Consider the following 18,939-nt stretch of genomic DNA (forward strand, 5'->3'; position numbering starts at 1 on the left):
GATGGGCTGCTGCTCCGATCCAGCTGTCTTCCGCCGCTGTCCACGGCATCCTACGGCGGGCGTCGGTCGCCCCCTCCTGTGGGAAGATCGAGCCCGTATTCGAAGGGCGCACACGCACCCCACACGTACACAACGTCGCACCCACAAGGAGCGTGCCCATGTCGTCGCAGCAGATCGCCGAAACCGTCGCCGCCCTGATGCCGCGCGCACAGCAGGAGCTGGCCGAGCTGGTGGCGTTCAAGTCCGTGGCGGACTTCGCGCAGTTCCCCAGGAGCGAGAGCGAGGGCGCCGCGAACTGGGTGGCGGACGCGCTGCGCGCGGAGGGCTTCCGGGACGTGGCGCTGCTCGACACCCCGGACGGCACGCAGTCGGTGTACGGCTTCCTGCCCGGCCCCGAGGGCGCGCCGACGGTGCTGCTCTACGCGCACTACGACGTGCAGCCCCCGCTGGACGAGGCCGCCTGGGCGACGCCGCCGTTCGAGCTGGTCGAGCGGGACGGGCGGTGGTACGGGCGCGGGGCCGCGGACTGCAAGGGCGGCGTCGTCATGCATCTGCTCGCGCTGCGTGCCCTGAAGGCGGACGGCGGGGTCCCGGTCAACGTCAAGTTCATCGCGGAGGGTTCGGAGGAGCAGGGCACGGGCGGCCTTGAGCGCTACGCGGAGGCGCACCCCGAACTCCTCAGGGCCGACTCGATCGTGATCGGGGACAGCGGCAACTTCCGCGTGGGCCTGCCGACGGTGACGTCGACGCTGCGCGGGATGACGCTCGTACGCGTCGAGGTGGACACCCTGGAGGGCAACCTGCACTCCGGACAGTTCGGCGGCGCCGCCCCGGACGCGCTCGCGGCCCTGGTGCGGGTCCTCGACTCGCTGCGCGCCGAGGACGGTTCGACGACCGTGGACGGGCTGGACGGCGGCCAGGTGTGGGAAGGACTGCAGTACGCGGAGGGCGAGTTCCGCAAGGACGCCAAGGTGCTGGACGGCGTGGAGCTGATCGGGGACGGGACCGTCGCCGACCGGATCTGGGCCCGCCCCGCGGTCACCGTGCTCGGCATCGACTGCCCGCCCGTGGTGGGCGCGACGCCCTCCGTGCAGGCGGGCGCGCGGGCGCTGATCAGCCTGCGGGTGCCGCCGGGCGTGGACGCCGCCGAGGCCACGCGGCTGCTGCGCGCCCACCTGGAGGCGCGCACGCCGTGGGGCGCGCGGGTCCGCACCGAACAGATCGGCCAGGGCCAGCCGTTCCGAGCCGACACCAAGAGCCCGGCGTACGCGGCGATGGCCGAGGCCATGCGGGTCGCGTACCCCGGCGAGGAGATGCAGTACGCGGGACTGGGCGGATCGATCCCGGTGTGCAACACCCTCAGCTCGCTCTACCCGGACGCGGAGATCCTGCTGATCGGCCTGAGCGAACCGCAGGCGCAGATCCACGCGGTCAACGAGAGCGTCTCCCCGCAGGAGTTGGAGCGCCTGTCGGTCACGGAGGCGCTGTTCCTCCAGGCGTACGTGCCGCGTTGACCCCCACCCACGCCCCCGGCCGTACCGTAGACCGGGGCCGGGGCCGGGGCCGGGGCCGGGCATCCGGAATCTGTGTGTGCAGGACTCCGTGCCCCGCCGGGCCGAGACTCCGTAGAGTGCATGACTCCGTATGTGCGGGACTCTGGAGGACGCAGCGTGTTCGTGGGGCGAGGCGGCGAACTGAGCCGTCTGGGCAGCGCACTTGAGCAGCATCGGCTCGTGACCCTGACCGGCGTCGGCGGGGTGGGCAAGTCCCGGCTCGCGCGGCAGCGCATCGGCCTCGGGCTCCCGCCGGACGTGGGCACGGTCTGCTGGGCGGACCTGTGGCCCCTCCGGGGCGAGGCGCTGCTCGCTGCGGTGGTGGCCGATGCCTGCGGGCTCTCGGACCACACGCCGCGCATGCCGATCGACGTGCTGTCCGGCTGGATCGGCGAGCGGCCGCTGCTGCTCGTCCTGGACTCCTGCGAACACCTCCTGGACGCCTGCCGCCACCTGGTGTCCGCCCTGCTCACCGCCTGCCCGCGCCTCACGGTCCTGGTGACCGGCCGCGAGCCGCTGCATCTCGACGGGGAGCGGGTGATCCGGGTCGACCCGCTGCCGGGCGCGACGGACGCCGTGGAGCTGTTCACGCACCGCGCGGCGGAGGCGGGACACCCTCTCGCGGACGGCGCAACCACCGACCTCGTACGGGAGTTGTGCGAGCACCTGGACGGGCTGCCGCTCGCCCTGGAGCTGGCGGCCGGGCAGCTCGGGCACAGCGCGCTCGACGAGATCCTGCTGCGGCCGCGGCTCGGCCTCGACCGCCACGCCTCGGGCGTACGGCCGGTGGTGCCGCAGCGCCATGACGCGCTGCGCACCGCGCTCGGCTGGAGCCACGAGCTGTGCACCCCGGCCGAACGGCTGCTCTGGGCGCGGCTCTCCGTCGTACGCGGCCACTTCGACGCGGGCACGGCGGCCGCGGTGTGCGCCGGCGGCCCGCTGTCCGGACCCGACGTGTACCGCGCGCTGGACGGCCTCGTCGACAAGTCGGTCGTCGTGCACGACCGGGGCCGGCACCGCGTCCTCGACACCGTCCGCGAGTACGGGCGGCTGTGGCTGGAGGAGCTCGACGAGGTGGACCGGGCGGCCGACCGGCACGCCGCGCACTTCCTCGACCTGGTCCGCAGGGCCGACGCGGCGTGGGCGGGCCCGGAGCAGTCGGCGTGGTACCGCACGATCCGCGAGCTGTACCCGGACCTGTGCGCGGCCGCCGACCACCTCCTGGTGCACCGGCCCGACGAAGCGCTCGAACTCACCGCGCTGGTCGGCTTCTTCTGGATGTGCTGCGGCCACCTCCACGAGGCGCAGCACTACGTCGGACGCGCCCTGCCGGCGAGCACGCTGCGCGGCCCGGTGCGGGTGCACGGGCTGTGGGCGCTCGGCCTGACCCACATCCTCCAGGGGGACTACGCGGCCGGGCACGGCCTGGCGTCGGCCTGCCTGAGCGACGCCCGGCGCGCCGGGGACGAGGCGGGGCTGCTGCGGGCCTGCTACCTGCACGGCCTGAGCAACCTCCTGGAAGGGCGGGCCGCCGAGGCCCTGAACCTGGTGGACGAGGCCCTGCCTCCCACCGGTGCGCAGCTGCGGGGTGCGGTGTCGGGGCCCGCGTACATGTGCCTGCTCGTGCGGGTCTTCGCGCTGACGGGTTCCGGACGGCTCGAACAGGCCCGGCAGGAGGCGCAGTCGCTCCGTGCCTCCTGCGTCGCGGACGGCGAGCACTGGACCCGGTCGTACGCCGACTATCAGCTGTGCGTGATCGCCCTCAGCGAGGGCGACCCCGAGGCGGCGCTGCACCACGCCCGCTCGATGCTGGCCTCGAAGCAGCAGATCGGGGACAGCTTCGGCATCGCCCTGGGGCTCGACATGCTGTCGGCGGCGTTCGCCGCGGCCGGCGACGGGGAGCGGTCGGCGCTCGCCTACGGCACGGGCGACCGCTTCTGGCAGGCGGTCGGGCACCCGCAGCGCGGCACGCCGGAGGTCGCCCCGCTGCGGGACGCGGGCGAGCGGACGGCCCGCGCGCTCCTGGGCGACCAGGCGTACGACGACGCCTTCCGGGAGGGCGCGCACGCCGACCCTCCGTCCATGCTGAGGTGGGCGGTCGGCACCGGCTCCGCGACCTGACCGACCGCCGCCGCGGGCCCAGGTTCAGCCCGCTTCTCGGGCCGCGCCCACCGGCACGCCCGCCTCCAGATACAGCGGGCGGCCCTGTCGCCGGGCGCGCAGGGCCCAGCGCAGCCGCTCGTAGCGCACCGGGGGCAGCAGGCCGGCCGCCTCCTGTTCGGTGACGAAGCGGCAGTCGCGGAGTTCGGGTCCGGGCAGCAGGACGCGTTCGGTGGCGGCGCTGTCGAGCCGTCCGCCGTCGAAGAGGAGCCGCATGCCGCCGTAGCCCGGCGGCTGCGGCGCCTCCCAGTCGATGAGCAACAGGGTCGGCACCTGGTCGAGTCGGATGCCGGTCTCCTCGGCGACCTCGCGCACCCCGGCCTGCGCGGGCGCCTCGCCGGACTCGACGACGCCGCCGGGGAACTCCCAGCCGGGCTTGTAGGTGGGGTCGACGAGCAGCACCCGGTCCTGCTCGTCGAAGAGCAGCACGCCCGAGGCAAGGGTCTCGGCGGTGGGCTCCGGGGTCTGCACGATGTCGCAGAGCCCGAGGTCGGTGCCGCGCACGGCGTCGGCGATCCGCTCGGCGGTCTCGTACGGGGTGAGGGCGCTGGTGTCGACGGGGTGGGCGTCGCCGGTGAGCCAGCCGGCCAGGGCCGACCGGTACGGCTCGATGGGGTCGCCCACCCCCTCAGGTGCGGGGCGGTCGGCCAGGCGCTCGCGCAGGATCGTTTCGGCCGGGGTGAGCAGGACGTGGCGTACGGCTATCCGGCGGGCGGCGAGGCCGCCGAATATCTCGTCGCGGTGGTCCTGGCGCAGCAGGGTCATGGGGACGACGAGGACGCCGCCGACCTGGTGCAGGAGTGCGGCGGCGGTGTCGACGACGAGGCGTCGCCAGATCGTCAGGTCCTGGAGGTCGCTCACTTCGTCCAGGTGTTTGCGGGGCAACAGGTGGCGCAGCCCGCGGCCGATGACCTCGGGGTCGAAGAGCGTGCTGTTCGGGATCAGTTCGACAAGGTCCCGTGCGGCGGCGGTCTTGCCCGCACCGAACGCACCGTTGATCCAGATGATCACGGTTCCCCCTCTTCTCTTGGCCCACTGTGGCTTGCCCGTTCCACTGTGCCGGGAAAACCACCGGCAGAGCAGGGCACACCTTAGAGCGCGTTCCGGGCGCGGGAATCGCGCGGGTGCGGGAACTCCGCCTGGCGGAATAGCCGGTGGAATGGGTGCCGTTCACAACTCCCGGACAGCGCGGCCTTGTTGGGCATTTTCGGTGACGGCGGCCGCAGCCGGCCGGGAGCGCGACGGAATGCGCCGAAGGCACGGCACGGTCGGCATATGCCGTGAGGTCGGGACGGGTGCGGCCCGACGGAGAGAGCATCCACAGGCGCGATGCCATGCGCCGCGCTTTACGGCTCCCGCGCTCGCCCGCACTCCGCGGAAGAACGCAATAGCGGACCGCTCGACTCGCTGTCGAGCGGCACCAATTGCGTGCGTGAAAGGCGCGGGCAAGGGATCGGGGGGAATGGGCCGATGACACCGGCCGAATCAGAGCTTCAACGCCCTTATACGGAACGGCAGTTCAGGCATACGCCGACTTACGCCCCCACCGTCCCGTCGATCCCTTCCCGCAGGAAGTCCGCGTGACCGTTGTGGCGACCGTACTCAAGCAGCACGTGGACCATCACCATCCGCAGGGAGACCTCCTCGCCCCAACGCGGCTGAAATCCGGCCACGTCGAGGGAGCCGGCGGCCCGCTCGATCCGGCGCGAGGTCTCGACCTCGGCCTCCCAGGCGGCGAAGGCCTCGGCGCGGGTCGAGGCGTTCGCGTCGTACGCGGCCTGGAAGTCGGTCTCGTCGGACCAGACCAGGGGCACGTCCTGGTCCTCGAACGGGCGGCGGAACCAGGCGCGTTCGACCTCGGCCAGGTGTCGTACGAGGCCGAGCAGGGTCAGTGTCGACGGCGGCGCGGAGGCCCGGCGCAGCTCGTCGTCGGTCAGGCCCGCGCACTTCAGGGCGAGGGTCGCCCGGTGGTAGTCGAGGAAGGCCCGCAGCGTCTCGCGTTCGCCCCCGAGCTTCGGCGGCGCGACGCGCGGGTCCGGTATCCGGTCCTGGTCCTGTTCCTGGTCCTGGTCCTGGTCCTGTTCCCGTTCCCGGTCCTGGCGAGAGGTCATGCCCACCCTGGTACCACAAGCACCAGCCACACCGCAGCCGGTACGACGGCGACCACCAGGCCCCCGTACACCATCAGTTGGCGGAAGAAGCGGTCGCGGTCGACGTCCGGGGCGGCGGCGAGGACGAGGGCGCCGTTGGTGGAGAAGGGGCTCACGTCCACCACCGTCGCGGCCACCGACAGCGCCGCCACCATGCCGACGGCGACGGCGGCGCGCCTCGGGCACGGTGGGCGCCGCCGCCCCGTCACATCTCAGCCCCGGACGAAGTGGAAGATCCCCCACGTCAGATGGGAGCGGCGGCCGCCGTCGACCCAGTGGCCGAGGCCCTTCTTCATCTGGGTGAGGTAGTCGTGGCTGACCTCGCGGGCCAGGCCCTCCTGCTCCTGGCGGTTGGTTTCCGCGAGCACGCGCGCGTAGTGCGTGGCGAGGTGTTCGCGGTGCTCCTCGAAGCCGTCCGCGTCGGCCGCGTCGCCGGGGGTGAACCCGAGGGCGCGCAGTTCGCCGCGGTAGAAGCCGGGTGAGCCCATGGCGTCGAGGTGGATGCGGTCCAGGATCGGCTGGAGCACTCCGGGCGGGCAGTCGTCGGTGGCCATCGGGTCGGTGAAGATCAGCCGGCCGCCGGGTTTGAGGACGCGGGCTATCTCCCGGAGCACAGCGGCCCGGTTGCCGCTGTGCAGGAAGGCGTCCTGGGACCAGACGACGTCGACATCGGCGTCCCCGTACGGGATGTTCTCGAAGGAGCCGTCGACGACCTCGATGCGGTCGGTGAGGCCGCGGGCCGCGTTGAGCTGCCGGTGGCGCTGGTTCTCGACCTCGCTGAGGTTGAGCGCGAGCACCTTGCAGCCGTACCGCTCGGCGAGCAGCCGCGCGGAGCCGCCGTAGCCGGAGCCGAGGTCGAGGACCACGGAGTCCTCGCTGAGCGGGAGCTTGCCCGCCATGCGCTCGACCGTGCGGCGGCTGGCGTCGGCGATGGGTTCGCCGTCCTGCTCGTACAGGCCGATGTGGATGTCCTCGCCGCCCCACACCTTGGCGTAAAAGGTGTCGGCGTCGGGCGAGTTGTAGTACGTACGGGCGGTGTTGACGGCGCCGGAGTAGCGGGTGTCCGCGGAGTCCTCGGCGCGGTACTCCTTCTCGGCGACGTGGACGAAGAAGTCGGGCTGTGCGCCGCGGTAGGTGTGCTGGAAGTCGCCGTAGGTGTCGACGCGTTGGAAGCCCACGTCGGTCATGAGCCTGCGGGTGTACTCCTTGCGCAGCGGGAACATGTTGAGGTGGTAGACGGATTCGTCCGGGAACTGGTAGCGCATGCGGCACAGGCCGTCGTCGACGTACTCCGGTTCTACGGTGACGTCCTCGCCGCAGTAGTAGTACTTGTGCTTGCTGGTGTAGCCGTCGTCGAGGATCGCGTCGTAGTTGCGCTGGTCGAGGACGAGGATGCCGTCGTGTTTGAGCATCGCGTAGAACTCGGCGAGGGCCTTGCGGCGGTCGCGTTCGGCGAAGAGGTGCGTGAAGGAGTTGCCGAGGCAGACGATGGCGTCGTACTCGCCGTGCACGTCGCGGTTGAGCCAGCGCCAGTCGGCCTGCACCACGCGCATGACGTGGCCGTCCTGCATGCCGTTGGCGAAGGCCTTGGAGAGCATCTCGGCGCTGCCGTCGGCGCTGACGGTCTCGAATCCGGCGGCGAGCAGCCGCACGGAGTGGAAGCCGGTGCCGGTCGCGACGTCGAGGACGCTCTTCACGCCTCGTTTGCGCAGCAGGTCTACGAAGAAGTTGCCTTCGCTCTCCTCTCGTTTCTGCCAGTCGATGAGCGAGTCCCACTTCTCGACGAAGCTGGGAACGTATTCCTCCGTGTAGTGGCCGGTTTGCCTGACTGCGACAGGGTTGTCGCCGAACTCCTGGGCCGGTCGCACGATGTGGGAGAACCCTTCGGTGGTCGGTTGCCGAGTGCTGGTCGGCTGCCGAGTGCTGGTCGGTTGCCGAGTGCTGGCGGACAGTCGGTCCATACGTCGGCGCCACGGGCGAGCCCGGGGCGCCCGAGGTACATCGCTATCCAGACCGGGCGGGTTCATCCCCTCAACCGCCGTATACATGACGGAATTTGCGACCGTACGGGGTGATGCGCGGCGTGTCGGCCAAGGATCGGCGGGCGGGGTGCGCCGCTTGGCCGGATTCGTACGGCCTGTGGGGGGCGGTGGCGGCCGGCGTGGCTCAGCCTTCGCCGACCGGCGCGCGGGTGTCCGGCGCGCCGGTGCCGTCGCGGTGTGGCGGCCAGGCGGGGCGGTGGGCCTCGGGGAGGTCGGCGAGGGCCTGGGCGACGGTGCGGCGGGCGGGCAGCAGGTCGGTGCTGCCGGTCTGGGCGAGGAGTTCGGCGAGGCGGCGGCCGACCCCGGAGAGGACCAGCAGGCCGCCGCGCCGGGCGAGCAGCCAGCGGATGGCGAGCAGGCAGTTGAGGCCGCGCGAGTCGCAGAACGCGAGGGCGGTGACGTCCAGGACGAGGTGCACGCGCCCGGCGGCGACGCTGGTGCCGAGGGTGCTGAGGAAGAACGGTTCGGCGTGGTGGTCGAGTTCGCCGCTGACGCGCAGCACGGCGGACTCCTCGCGGGCCGACAGCTCAGTGATGGTCAGGCGGTGGCTCTGCGCGGTCATCGCTCCTCCGTCCGGCTGCCCGTGTCGATCGCCCGTTCCGCGAGCCGGTCGCGCGGGGCGCGCGGTCCGTGCTCGTGTGCCCCCCGGGGTCTCGTGCGCCCCCGGGGTACGGTGCGGGCGCCGCCCGGCCCGGTACGCGCCGCTCGCGCCGTCACACTCCCCCGCACCGCCAACCTACGTCCCCGTCCGGTGCGTTGGGGCGACATCGCGCCATTTCCCGGCCGAACCCCCCGCGAATCACACCCTACCCGCACGCTCCGGGTAACCGGCCCGGCGTACCGTGGAGAACGACGTACGCAGACCTCCGAGAGGAGCGCGCGGTGACCGAGCGGAAACCCCCCGGCGTCAGCTTCGAGTCGTGGGTCGACAAGCAGATCCGCGAGGCGGAGCAGCGCGGCGACTTCGCCGGCCTGCCCGGCATCGGCCGACCGCTCCCCGGCCTCGACCGCCCCTACGACGAGATGTGGTGGCTCAAGGAGAAACTGCGCCGTGAGCATGTCTCCGTACTGCCGCCCGCGCTCGCCCTGCGCAAGGAGGCCGAGGACGCGCTGGCGGCGGCGGAGGCGGCGCCGACCGAGGCAGGCGCGCGCCGCATCCTCACGGAGATCAACAAGAAGATCTCCGCCATGCTGTTCCGCCCGCCGCCCGGCCCTCCGCTCGGCATCAAGCCGTACGACGTGGAGCAGGTCCTCGCGCGCAGGCGCACCGCACGCGAGGGCTGACCTGGGCTCTGCCGGTGCGGGTGGGCGCGGCCGGCCGGGGACAGCCTCCGGTCGGGGAGAGCGGTCGGCCGGGGAGAGCGGCTGGTCGGGGACAATGGCGGCCAGGGGCAGCGGCCGGTCGGGGACAATGGCGGTCCGTCCCGCGCTTCCCGCACCTGGAGATCCGCCGCCTTGTCGAAGCAGCCCGCAGCAGCCGCGTCCGCCGCCGCACAGGACCGCAGCGCCGCAGCCGAGGCCGAAGCCGCACCCGCGTCCGAAGCCGAAGCCGAAGCCGCACCACCCGACGCCGAAGCCGCACCCGAGTCCGCAGCCGAAGTCGCACCCGGCGCCGAGGCGGCAGCCGAGTCCGCAGCCGGGGCCGCCCGGCAGGAGCTGACGGCGGACTGCGCGCGGTGCTTCGGGCTCTGCTGCGTCGCCCTGCCGTTCGCGGCCTCGTCGGACTTCGCGGCGAACAAGGCGGCGGGTACGCCCTGCGGCCATCTGCGCACCGACTTCGGCTGCGGCATCCACGCCCGCCTGCGGGAGAGCGGCTACCCGGGCTGCACGGTGTACGACTGCTTCGGCGCCGGGCAGCAGGTCTCGCAGGTCACCTTCGGCGGCCGTGACTGGCGCGCCGAGCCCGGCAGTTCGCGGCAGATGTTCGCGGTGTTCCCGGTGATGCGGCACCTGCACGAACTGCTCTGGTACGTCAACGAGGCCCTGGCCCTGCCGTCCTCCCGGCCCGTACGGGCGGACCTCCGGCGCGCCCTCGACGATGTACGGGCCCTGACCCGCGCGGACGCCGAGACGGTCATCGCGGTGGACGTGGACGTCCTGCGCGGCGAGATCAACGCGCTGCTGCTGCGGGCGAGCGAGCTGGCGCGGTCCGCCGTACCGGGCCGGAAGCGGAACCACCGCGGCGCCGACCTCATCGGCGGCCGCCTCCGCCGCGCCGACCTGCGCGGCGCCAACCTCCGCGGCGCCCTCCTGATCGCCGCCGACCTCGCGGGCGCGGACCTGCGCACCGCCGACGTCATCGGCGCCGACCTGCGGGACGCCGACCTGGCGGGGGCGGATCTGCGCGGCGCACTGTTCCTGACCCAGGCGCAGGTCAACGCGGCGCGGGGCGACGCGCACACCCGGCTGCCGGACACGGTGACGCGCCCCGGCCACTGGACGGCCTGAAGCCCTTCGTCACCTCCGGTCGGTTCACGCCGTGCGGCCAACCCGCTGCGCGCGAGGGGCCGCGGGTGGGGCGGCCCAGCGCCGGCGGCGGGGCTCGGTGGCCCTCACACCGCCCCGCCTCCCAGCACCATGTCGTCCTGTCGGCGCCCCGGCGCCCCCAGGGCCGCGGCCGCTGCGCCGATCAGGCCCGCGTCCGTGCCCGTGCGCGCCGGGGTCACCGTAAGGCCGGTGACGAAGGAGAGGGTGGCGTAGTCGCGGAGGGCGCGGCGGAGCGGGGTGAACAGGACGTCGCCCGCCTTGGCCACTCCCCCGCCGATCACCGCGATGTCGATCTCCACGAGTGTGGCCGTCGCGGCGATCCCCGCCGCCAGCGCCTGCGCGGCGCGTTCGAAGGACGCGCGCGCCACCGGGTCCCCCGCGCGCGCCGCCGCGGCGACCGCGGCCGCCGAACTGTCGCCGTCCGGCCCCGGAACCCAGCCGTCGCGCACGGCCCGGCGCGCGATGTTCGGCCCGCTGGCGATCCGCTCCACGCAGCCGCGCGCCCCGCACGGGCACGGGTCGCCGTCCAGGTCCACGCTGATGTGCCCGATGTGCCCGGCGTTGCCCGTGGGGCCCGGATGCAGTCGCCCGCCGAGGACCAGGCCGCCGCCGACGCCGGTCGAGACGACCATGCACAGCGCGTTGTCGTACCCCTGCGCGGCACCCTGCCAGTGCTCGGCCGCGGTGATCGCCACACCGTCGCCGATCAGCTTCGAGGGCAGCCCGCCGCTCGCCGCCACCACCCGCTCGACCAGGGGAAAGCCGCGCCAGCCGGGCACGTTGACCGGGCTGACCGTGCCCTTCGAGGCGTCGACGGGCCCCGCGCTGCCGATGCCGAGTGCGCGGGCGCGCGGCCAGTGCGACGAGGTGGACAGCTCGGTGACGACCGCCTCGACCGCCCGCATCACCGTCTCGCCGTCCTCCTGCGCCGGAGTCGGCCGCTGGGCCCGCACCAGGATCCGCCCGTGCAGGTCCACCAGCGCACCAGCGATCTTGGTGCCGCCGATGTCGAGCGCGGCGACGATGTCGTTCTGCATCAGAGTCGGATCTCCTGGTCGTTCTGCTGCCACTCGTTCTGCTGCCACTCGTTCTGCTGCCACTCGTTCTGCTGCTGCTCGTTCTGCTGCATGCTCTGCCGCTTGTTCTGCTGCTCGTTCTGCCGCATGTTCAGACGCTTGTTCTGCCGCTTGTTCAGCCGGTGCGGCGTCCATGAACAGTCTCCACCGAGAGTGACAACGTTGTCTAGGCTCTATGCTCGACGGCACAAGCCGTCGAACCCGCCGACCCCCACGCGGCACCGTCGTACCAGAACAGGACAGCACACGTGGCCCAGACCGCCCGCCCCGAGTACCGCTACGGCAACCGTCCCACGATGAAGGACGTCGCGGCCCGCGCCGGTGTCGGCCTGAAGACGGTATCGCGCGTCGTCAACGGCGAACCGGGCGTCACCCCGGACACCGAGCGCCGCGTCCAGGAGGCCATCGAGGCGCTCGGCTTCCGGCGCAACGACAGCGCCCGCGTGCTGCGCAAGGGCCGCACGGCCAGCATCGGACTCGTACTGGAAGACCTCGCCGACCCGTTCTACGGCCCGCTCAGCCGCGCCGTGGAGGAGGTCGCCCGCGCGCACGGCGCCCTGCTCATCAACGGCTCAAGCGCCGAAGACCCGGACCGCGAGCAGGAGTTGGTGCTCGCCCTGTGCGCGCGCCGGGTCGACGGGCTTGTGGTCATCCCGGCCGGTGACGACCACCGCTATCTGGAGCCGGAGCTCAAGGCGGGCGTCGCCACGGTCTTCGTGGACCGCCCGGCCGGGCGGATCGACGCGGACGTGGTGCTCTCGGACAACTTCGGCGGCGCGCGCGACGGCGTGGCCCATCTGATCGCGCACGGCCACCGCAGGATCGGCTTCATCGGCGACAAGGCCCGTATCCACACGGCCGCCGAGCGCCTGCGCGGCTACCGCGCCGCGATGACGGAGGCCGGGCTTCCGGTGCACGACTCGTGGGTGGCGCTCGGCTCCACCGCGCCGGACCGCGTCCGCTCGGCGGCCGAGGCCCTGCTCTCCGGCCCGGAGCCGGTCACCGCGATCTTCGCGGGCAACAACCGGGTGACGGTCACGGTCGTACGGGTCCTCGCCGACCTCGAACGCCCGGTGGCCCTCGTCGGCTTCGACGACTTCGAGCTGGCGGACCTGCTGCGCCCCGCCGTGACGGTGATCGCCCAGGACGCCGCGCAGTTGGGCCGTACGGCGGCGGAGCGGCTGTTCCACCGGCTCGACGGCGCGCCCGGCATGACGCAGCGCATCGAGCTGACCACCCGCCTGGTCCCGCGCGGCTCGGGCGAACTGCCGCCGGTGAACTGACAGTTGCTCCATGCCCACGTACGTCTGGACGTCAGGACGTCAGGACGTCAGGACGTCAGGACCCGGAGCATTCGCCTTCCGGCGCTCCCCGCACCGCCGCCCCGTGCCGCGCCAGCGCCGCCGTGGCGCAGACTGCGAGCAGGCCGCACACCCCCGGCCAGCCCGCCGCTTCCCAGGCGCGGGCGCCGAGCCAGGAACCGGCGCTTCCGCCGAGGTACGCGCAGGTCATGTAGGCGGTGGTGAGACTGGAGCGGGCGTCGTCCCGCAGGGCGTAGATGCGCGTGGTGTTGGCGACCATGCCGCACTGCATGGCCACGTCCAGGAGGAGCGTGCCGACGACGAGCCCGGCGATCCCGGCCGCCCCGCCCAGCGTCCCGACGGCCAGCACCGGGGCGGCGGCCAACGTGCCGAGCAGACAGATCAGGTTGACCGGGTCCGGGCCGCGCCGGTCGGTGAGGCGGCCCGCGTACGGAGTGCAGATCATGGTCGCCGCTCCGACGAGGGCGAGCAGGCCGACCGCCGGAGCGCCGAGCCCGTACACCGGACCGGCGAGCAGCAGGGCGAGGCCCGTCCAGACCCCCGAGAAGCCGGCGAACACCGTGCCCTGGTAGAAGGCGGAGCGACGCAACTCCGGTTCGGCACGCAGGAGTCGTACGGGCGCGGCCAGCAGCGCGAGGTAGGACCCGCGGGCCGTCGGCGGGGGCGGCGTCGCGGGCAGGGCACGGGTGACGACCCAGGCGAGGAGCAGGATCACGGCGGCGGCTACCAGGTACGGCGCACGCCAGCCCAGCGTCTCCGCCAGCGAGCCGCCGAACGCCCGGGACAGGAGCATGCCGCCGATGGAACCGCTCGCCAGCAGCCCGGACACCTCACCTCGCCGGTCCGGGGCGACCAGACCGGCGACGAGCGGGCCGATCACGGGCGCGGCGACGCTGGTGAGCCCCGCGGCGGCGGACGCGGCGACGAGCAACGGCAGCGTGGGGGCGAGCCCGGCCCCGAGCAGCCCGAGACCGGTCAGGCCGAGCAGCGTGGCGAGGAGGCGCCGGTGCGGGAGCCGGTCCCCGAGCGGTACGAGGAGGAAGTTCCCGGCCGCGTACCCGACTTGGGTGGCCGTCACCGCGAGGGCCGCCGCATCGGGCGAGACCCCGAGGCCCGCCGCGGCGAGCGGCGTGAGCGCCTGCGCGAAGTAGAGGTTGCCCACGGCCACGGCACAGGTGAGAGCGAGCAGCAGCATCAGCCTGCGGCTCAGCGCCGGGGGACGAGCAGAACCGCGGGCACGACCGGGGATGCGGACGCGGGCACGACCGGGGATGCGGATGCGGGCACGGTCAGGCATGTGCGTACGGGGCTTCGCTGTCATGTCCCGTATCCCACGGCCGCTCGGCGCCGCGCGGAATCGTTGTAGCGTATCGCTTAATGATCAGCAGCTTCGCGCTCGGTGCGGAAGACGTGGCCGACACCCGGTTCGCGCTGTCGCCGCTGCACGAGACCGTGGTGAGTCTGCGGGTGCTGCGCGAGCCCGGACTGTCCGCGCTGCACCTGCCGTGGCGCCGGGCCGTAGTGGGTCGACTCGGCGGGCTCGACCGGGAGTTGCTGCTGTCCGTGGTCGCGCGCCGGCGCACCCTGCCGGACTTCCTCACCCCGCGCCCGGTCGCCCACTTCGCGTCCTTCGCCGAGCAACTGGCCGTCGTACGGGGCACCGCGCCCGCCGTCGTACGACGCGATCTGCGGGACGCGCACGCGCCCGATGCGCTGCCGGGGCCGTTGCGGGTCGCGTCGGAGGGGCCGGGCGGTGGCGACGACGTGGCGGTGTGTGCCCTGCGGGACGCCCTCTGCCGGGTGCTCGCGCGCTACTGGGAGGCGGCGATCGCGCCCTGGTGGCCGCAGATCCGGCTCGTCCTTGAGGCCGACATGACGTACCGGGCGCGTCAACTCGCCACCGGCGGAATGAAGTTGATGCTCGCCGACATGCATCCGGATCTGCGGTGGCGGGACGGGGTCCTGGAGATCCACGGGCTGATCGGCGAGGGCTTCCGCACCTCGGGTGCGGGGCGTGGGCTGCTGCTCGTGCCGTCGGTGTTCGCGCACAAGCCCGCGCCGCCGGTCACGTCGGAGGTCGCGCCGCTGCTCGCGTATCCGAGTCGCGGAGTCGGCACGCTGTGGGTGGACGCCCCGCCGGCCACGCCTCCGGGGGCGCTGACGGATCTGCTCGGGGCGACGCGCGCGCGGCTGCTCGCCCAGCTGGAGGAGCCGCTGGCCACGGTGGAGCTGGCGCGGCGCTTCCGGGTCACGCCGAGCGCGGTGTCCCAGCATCTGGCGGTGCTGTTCGCCACGGGCCTGGTCACGCGGGCCCGGCACGGCCGGCAGGTGCTGTACCGGCGGACGGCGCTCGGCGATCAGCTGCTGGGCGGTCGGTCCGGCTGAGCAGGGCGGGGCGGGGCAGGGCGGGGCGGGGCAGAGCAGGGCAGAGCCAGCCGGAGCAAGCTGGCGCGAGCTCGGCGGACGGCGGACGGCCGGGGATCGGCCGATCGGCGGGCGGGCAGGCAGGCCCGGGATCAGCCGACCGGCAGACCAGCAGACCGTCAGACGGGCAGACCGGCAGACCGGCAGACGGGCAGGCCCGGGATCAGCAGACCGGCAGGCCCGGGATCAGCAGACCGGCAGGCCCGGCAGCGGCTTGTCGTTCTCGCCGCCCTTGATGTAGACGTCGCTGACGAACACGTTGGTGTTGCCGCTGTCGTCGTCCGTCTTGGCCCACCAGACGTTGGTCCAGCCCTGGTAGGTCTCGCGGCGGCCCAAATTCTGCTGGCAGTAGAAATAGTTGGTGCCGGCGTTGAGGACGCCGACCTTCGCGCCGGACGCCGTGTACGAGTCGGCCGTGCGCCAGACGTTGCAGTCGTACTTGCCGCCGCCCGCGGGGTGGCAGACCGGCGCAGGCTCCCCGCCCCCGCCCGAGGAGCCGGACGTGCCGGAGCCTTCGGAGCCGCCGCCCGAGCCGCCCGACGTACCGCCCGAACCGCCGCCCGACGTGCCGCCGCCGGACGTACCGCCGTCCGTGCCTCCGTCGGAGCCGCCGCCCGTGGTGCCGCCGTCGGCCGCGGGCTTGGAGGCGTCCTCGGCGGGCTCGTCCTCCGTCCCGCCCGGGGAACTCGCCGAGGGGGAGGGGGACTTGTCCCCCTGCTCGGTCGGCTTCGGCTTGCCCGAGGCGGTCGGGTCGGCCGACTTGGACGGGGATTCGGGCGCGCTCGGCGAGGCGGTGCTGCCCGCCTCGACGCGCTGCCCGTCGCCACCGGCCAGCCACGCGTACCCACCGCCGCCCGCCGCGAGCACCGCGAGCACGGCCGCCGCGATGATCAGCGTCCGGCGGCGGCGCCCCCGCTCTGACGGGGCGCCGGGGACCGGAGTGACCAGCGGGGTGTCCGAGCCGTTCGGGGTGTCCCCGCCCCGCGCGGCGAACGGGCCCGGTGCGTACGGGCCGTTCGGCGACGGAGGCCCGCCGGGGCCACCAGGGCCGCTGGGCCCGCCGACCGGTGACGGCGTGACCGGGAGACCGCCGGAGCCGACCGTCGGAGCGCCGTGCACGGGCGGGACGACGCCGGGCGTGGGCGTAGGCGTAGGCGTAGGTGCGGGTGTGGGGCGGGCGCCGGGCCGCAGCGCCGTCGTGTCGTCGTCCCGGTCGGACTCGGCTACGGCGGTGAGGAGTTGGACGGCCGTCGCGGCGTCGGGGCGGGCCTGCGGGTCCTTGGCCATGAGCTGCTGCAGGACCGGGCCGAGGGGGCCTGCCAGGGCCGGGGCGGGCAGCGGTTCGCTGACGATCGCGGTGAGCGTCGACCACGTGGAGGTGCGGCGGAAGGGGGCGTTGCCCTCGACCGTGCCGTAGAGCGTCGCGCCGAGGGCCCAGATGTCGGAGGCGGGTCCTGGCTCGTGGCCCTGGGCGCGCTCGGGGGCCAGGTAGTCCAGGGAGCCGACGAGTTCGCCGCTGCGGGTGAGGTTGGTGGAGTTGCCGTCGCCCGGGTCGTCGACCATGGCGATGCCGAAGTCGGTGAGGACGACGCGGCCGCCGCGTTCCAGGAGGACGTTGCCGGGCTTGACGTCGCGGTGCAGGACGCCCGCCTGGTGGGCGGCGGCCAGGGCCTCCATGACCTTGGCGCCGATGGCGGCCGCCTCGCGCGGCGGGAGCGTGCCGCGCTCGCGCAGGACGTCGTCGAGGGACGGGCCGTCGACCAGCTCCATGACGATCAGGGGGCGGCCGTCGACCTCCGCGACGTCGTGCACGGCGATGACACCGGTGTGCCGGACCCGGGCGGCGGCTCTGGCCTCGCGCTGCATCCGGGTGCGGAGCGCGGCCAGCTCGGTGGCGGCCGCGTCGGTGAAGGTGCGCAGTTCCTTGACGGCGACCGGGCGGCCCAGGACCTCGTCCACCGCGCGCCAGACGATGCCCATGCCGCCGCGGCCGAGCTGCTCCTGGACGCGGTACCGCCCCGCGAGCAGGCGGCCGACGCCGTCCCCCTGTTGGTTCTCCCCCGAAGCCACCGCTGCCCCGCTCCTCTGTACGGCCTACTGCCTGGACGCGTACAGACTACGGGGCGGCAGTGACACCGAGGCCGGCCGTTACTGGGCCGATGCCGTGAGGGCCGCGCGGCGCGGCGAGGAGAAGCCCTCAAGGTCGGCCCGGGTGAGGCCGGTGAGGCGGGCGACCTCGGCGATGTCGAGGGCGCCGCAGTCCAGGCCGCGCAGCAGGTAGCCGCTGAGCGCCTTGGCGGTGGCGGGCTCGTCCATCACGTCGCCGTCGACCTGGTTGGCGTAGGCGGAGAGACGCTTGCCTGCGGCCTCGAAGCCCTCGCGGTAGAAGGCGAACACGGCGGCGTACCGGGTGGGGATGTGCGCCGGGTGCATGTCCCAGCCCTGGTAGTACGCCCGGGCCAGGGCGCGCCGCGTGAGGCCGTAGTGCAGCTTCCAGGCCTCGTGGACGTGGGCCGTGGAGCCGACCGGCAGGACGTTGGTGGAGCCGTCGGAGACGCGGACGCCGGTGCCGGCGGCGGCGACCTGCATGATCGCCTTGGCGTGGTCGGCGGCCGGGTGGTCGCTGGCCTGGTACGCGGCGGAGACGCCGAGGCAGGCGCTGTAGTCGAAGGTGCCGTAGTGCAGGCCGGTGGCGCGGCCCTCGGCGGCGTCGATCATGCGGGCGACGTTGGCGGTGCCGTCGGCGGCGAGGATGGACTGGCTGGTCTCGATCTGGATCTCGAAGCCGATCCGGCCGGGCTCAAGGCCGCGGGCCTTCTCGAACTCCTCGACGAGCCGCACCATGGCGGTGACCTGCTCGGTGTACGTCACCTTCGGCAGGGTCAGGACGAGTCCGTCGGGCAGGCCGCCGGACTCCATCAGGCCGGTGAGGAAGACGTCGAGCGTGCGGATGCCGCGGTCGCGGACCGGGGACTCCATGCACTTCATGCGGATGCCCATGTACGGGGAGGCGGTGCCGTTCTCGTACGCCTCGGCGATGATGCGGGCGGCGCGGGCGGCGTCGTGGTCCTCGTCCTTGCCCTTGTAGCCGTCCTCGAAGTCGACACGGAGGTCTTCAATCGGCTCGCGCTCCAGCTTGGCGCGCACGCGCGCGTAGACCGGCTCGGCCAGTTCGTCGCTCAGGCCGACGGCCGCGGCGAAGGTGGCGGCGTCGGGGGCGTGCTCGTCGAGGGCGGCGAGGGCCTTGTCCCCCCAGCTGCGGATGGTGTCGGCGTCGAACACGTCACCCGGTACGTAGACGGTGTGGACCGGCTGGCGGGTGCCCGGGTCTCCGGGGTACCGGCGTTCCAGCTCGGCGTCCACCGGGGCGAGGGACGCGCTGATGCCCTCGCTGACCGCGCCCGCGAGGCTCGTCGCCACCTGCTCTTGCTGACCCATTTCTTGCACCCTCCACGTCACGTTTTTCCGCTGCACGGAATCAACAATCCGTATGGCGAAGTTATCTGTGTACCTTCCACCTGGTCAACACCCCCTTTCTCCCGCTCGCAGGATCGGCTTTCTGCCGCTCGCAGGATCGGCGGCGTCGACCTCATGCTGACCCACTTCGACCGGATCGGCACGGGGCGCGCGGGCGACAGCCGGGAGGGGGTCGGGCGACGGCCGGGAGGCGGTGCCGGAACACCTGAAGGCCCCCGGCGGCGCCGGGGGCCTTCAGGGTGAACAGG

15 protein-coding genes and 1 pseudogene are annotated in these 18,939 nt (G+C 73.4%); 6 read left to right on the forward strand and 10 right to left on the reverse strand.

What is annotated here, in order from left to right; translation table 11 throughout:
- The first annotated feature begins 158 nt into the window (after positions 1-158).
- Together QIS99_RS23020 and QIS99_RS23025 are read left to right on the forward strand one after the other, a co-directional pair.
- On the forward strand, positions 159-1,514 hold the full coding sequence (locus tag QIS99_RS23020; protein ID WP_282515497.1) for a dipeptidase: 1,356 nt from the start codon (positions 159-161) through the stop codon (positions 1,512-1,514).
- A gap of 219 nt (positions 1,515-1,733) precedes the next feature.
- Positions 1,734-3,674, forward strand: coding sequence for an ATP-binding protein (locus QIS99_RS23025; protein WP_349017317.1), 1,941 nt, complete (start codon positions 1,734-1,736; stop codon positions 3,672-3,674).
- 24 nt (positions 3,675-3,698) lie between these two features.
- On the opposite strand, the gene QIS99_RS23030 is transcribed toward QIS99_RS23025, so the two are convergent.
- From QIS99_RS23030 to QIS99_RS23050, 5 genes and pseudogenes are all read right to left on the reverse strand, one after another.
- Entirely contained in the window at positions 3,699-4,724 is a 1,026-nt protein-coding gene (locus QIS99_RS23030; RefSeq protein WP_282515499.1) for an NUDIX hydrolase, read from the reverse strand.
- Between the two features lie 524 nt (positions 4,725-5,248).
- The gene (locus tag QIS99_RS23035; protein ID WP_282515500.1) at positions 5,249-5,824 is read right to left on the reverse strand and encodes a DinB family protein; all 576 of its coding nucleotides are present in this window, start codon (positions 5,822-5,824) and stop codon (positions 5,249-5,251) included.
- A pseudogene (locus QIS99_RS23040) lies at positions 5,821-6,027 on the reverse strand (SLC13 family permease); the annotation flags it as partial. The gene QIS99_RS23035 and the pseudogene QIS99_RS23040, both read right to left, overlap by 4 nt.
- A gap of 48 nt (positions 6,028-6,075) precedes the next feature.
- Positions 6,076-7,731 (reverse strand): glycine/sarcosine N-methyltransferase, encoded by a 1,656-nt coding sequence (locus QIS99_RS23045; protein ID WP_282515501.1) that lies wholly within the window; start codon positions 7,729-7,731, stop codon positions 6,076-6,078.
- 298 nt (positions 7,732-8,029) lie between these two features.
- Positions 8,030-8,467, reverse strand: coding sequence for an STAS domain-containing protein (locus QIS99_RS23050; protein ID WP_282515502.1), 438 nt, complete (start codon positions 8,465-8,467; stop codon positions 8,030-8,032).
- 320 nt (positions 8,468-8,787) lie between these two features.
- Here QIS99_RS23050 and QIS99_RS23055 point away from each other — a divergent pair, with 320 nt between their 5' ends.
- Both QIS99_RS23055 and QIS99_RS23060 read left to right on the forward strand, forming a co-directional pair.
- On the forward strand, positions 8,788-9,189 hold the full coding sequence (locus tag QIS99_RS23055) for a DnaJ family domain-containing protein (RefSeq protein ID WP_282515503.1): 402 nt from the start codon (positions 8,788-8,790) through the stop codon (positions 9,187-9,189).
- Between the two features lie 372 nt (positions 9,190-9,561).
- Positions 9,562-10,353: a pentapeptide repeat-containing protein gene (locus QIS99_RS23060; RefSeq protein WP_282515515.1), complete on the forward strand. Its 792-nt coding sequence runs from the start codon at positions 9,562-9,564 to the stop codon at positions 10,351-10,353.
- 104 nt (positions 10,354-10,457) lie between these two features.
- Here the strand turns inward: QIS99_RS23060 and QIS99_RS23065 are convergent, their stop codons facing one another.
- Both QIS99_RS23065 and QIS99_RS23070 read right to left on the reverse strand, forming a co-directional pair.
- Positions 10,458-11,429, reverse strand: a complete 972-nt coding sequence (locus tag QIS99_RS23065; RefSeq protein WP_282515504.1) for an ROK family protein — start codon at positions 11,427-11,429, stop codon at positions 10,458-10,460.
- The gene (locus QIS99_RS23070; protein WP_282515505.1) at positions 11,429-11,557 is read right to left on the reverse strand and encodes a hypothetical protein; all 129 of its coding nucleotides are present in this window, start codon (positions 11,555-11,557) and stop codon (positions 11,429-11,431) included. The genes QIS99_RS23065 and QIS99_RS23070 overlap by 1 nt, the downstream gene beginning before the upstream one ends.
- A gap of 207 nt (positions 11,558-11,764) precedes the next feature.
- Between QIS99_RS23070 and QIS99_RS23075 the strand changes: the two genes are divergently transcribed.
- On the forward strand, positions 11,765-12,751 hold the full coding sequence (locus QIS99_RS23075; protein ID WP_282515516.1) for a LacI family DNA-binding transcriptional regulator: 987 nt from the start codon (positions 11,765-11,767) through the stop codon (positions 12,749-12,751).
- Between the two features lie 55 nt (positions 12,752-12,806).
- Here the strand turns inward: QIS99_RS23075 and QIS99_RS23080 are convergent, their stop codons facing one another.
- On the reverse strand, positions 12,807-13,985 hold the full coding sequence (locus tag QIS99_RS23080; protein WP_282515517.1) for an MFS transporter: 1,179 nt from the start codon (positions 13,983-13,985) through the stop codon (positions 12,807-12,809).
- Between the two features lie 185 nt (positions 13,986-14,170).
- Here QIS99_RS23080 and QIS99_RS23085 point away from each other — a divergent pair, with 185 nt between their 5' ends.
- Complete coding sequence (locus QIS99_RS23085; RefSeq protein ID WP_282515518.1) at positions 14,171-15,175, forward strand: ArsR/SmtB family transcription factor; 1,005 nt, start codon at positions 14,171-14,173, stop codon at positions 15,173-15,175.
- 225 nt (positions 15,176-15,400) lie between these two features.
- Here QIS99_RS23085 and QIS99_RS23090 read toward each other — a convergent pair whose 3' ends face one another.
- Complete coding sequence (locus QIS99_RS23090) at positions 15,401-17,284, reverse strand: serine/threonine-protein kinase (RefSeq protein ID WP_282515506.1); 1,884 nt, start codon at positions 17,282-17,284, stop codon at positions 15,401-15,403.
- A gap of 78 nt (positions 17,285-17,362) precedes the next feature.
- Positions 17,363-18,652 carry a DUF6986 family protein gene (locus QIS99_RS23095; RefSeq protein WP_282515507.1) on the reverse strand — a complete coding sequence of 430 codons (1,290 nt, stop codon included), beginning with the start codon at positions 18,650-18,652 and terminating at the stop codon, positions 17,363-17,365.
- Positions 18,653-18,939 lie beyond the last annotated feature (287 nt).

Origin of the sequence: Streptomyces solicavernae (genome assembly GCF_029968095.1) — a bacterium.
GTDB lineage: Bacteria > Actinomycetota > Actinomycetes > Streptomycetales > Streptomycetaceae > Streptomyces > Streptomyces solicavernae.

Coding starts and splice junctions, on each gene's coding strand:
- QIS99_RS23020 (WP_282515497.1), top strand. CDS start 159: ATGTCGTCGCAGCAGATCGCCGAAACCGTCGCCGCCCTGATGCCGCGC.
- QIS99_RS23035 (WP_282515500.1), bottom strand. CDS start 5,824: ATGACCTCTCGCCAGGACCGGGAACGGGAACAGGACCAGGACCAGGAC.
- QIS99_RS23050 (WP_282515502.1), bottom strand. CDS start 8,467: ATGACCGCGCAGAGCCACCGCCTGACCATCACTGAGCTGTCGGCCCGC.
- QIS99_RS23065 (WP_282515504.1), bottom strand. CDS start 11,429: ATGCAGAACGACATCGTCGCCGCGCTCGACATCGGCGGCACCAAGATC.
- QIS99_RS23070 (WP_282515505.1), bottom strand. CDS start 11,557: ATGCGGCAGAACGAGCAGCAGAACAAGCGGCAGAGCATGCAGCAGAAC.
- QIS99_RS23075 (WP_282515516.1), top strand. CDS start 11,765: ATGAAGGACGTCGCGGCCCGCGCCGGTGTCGGCCTGAAGACGGTATCG.
- QIS99_RS23080 (WP_282515517.1), bottom strand. CDS start 13,985: ATGCTGCTGCTCGCTCTCACCTGTGCCGTGGCCGTGGGCAACCTCTAC.
- QIS99_RS23095 (WP_282515507.1), bottom strand. CDS start 18,652: ATGGGTCAGCAAGAGCAGGTGGCGACGAGCCTCGCGGGCGCGGTCAGC.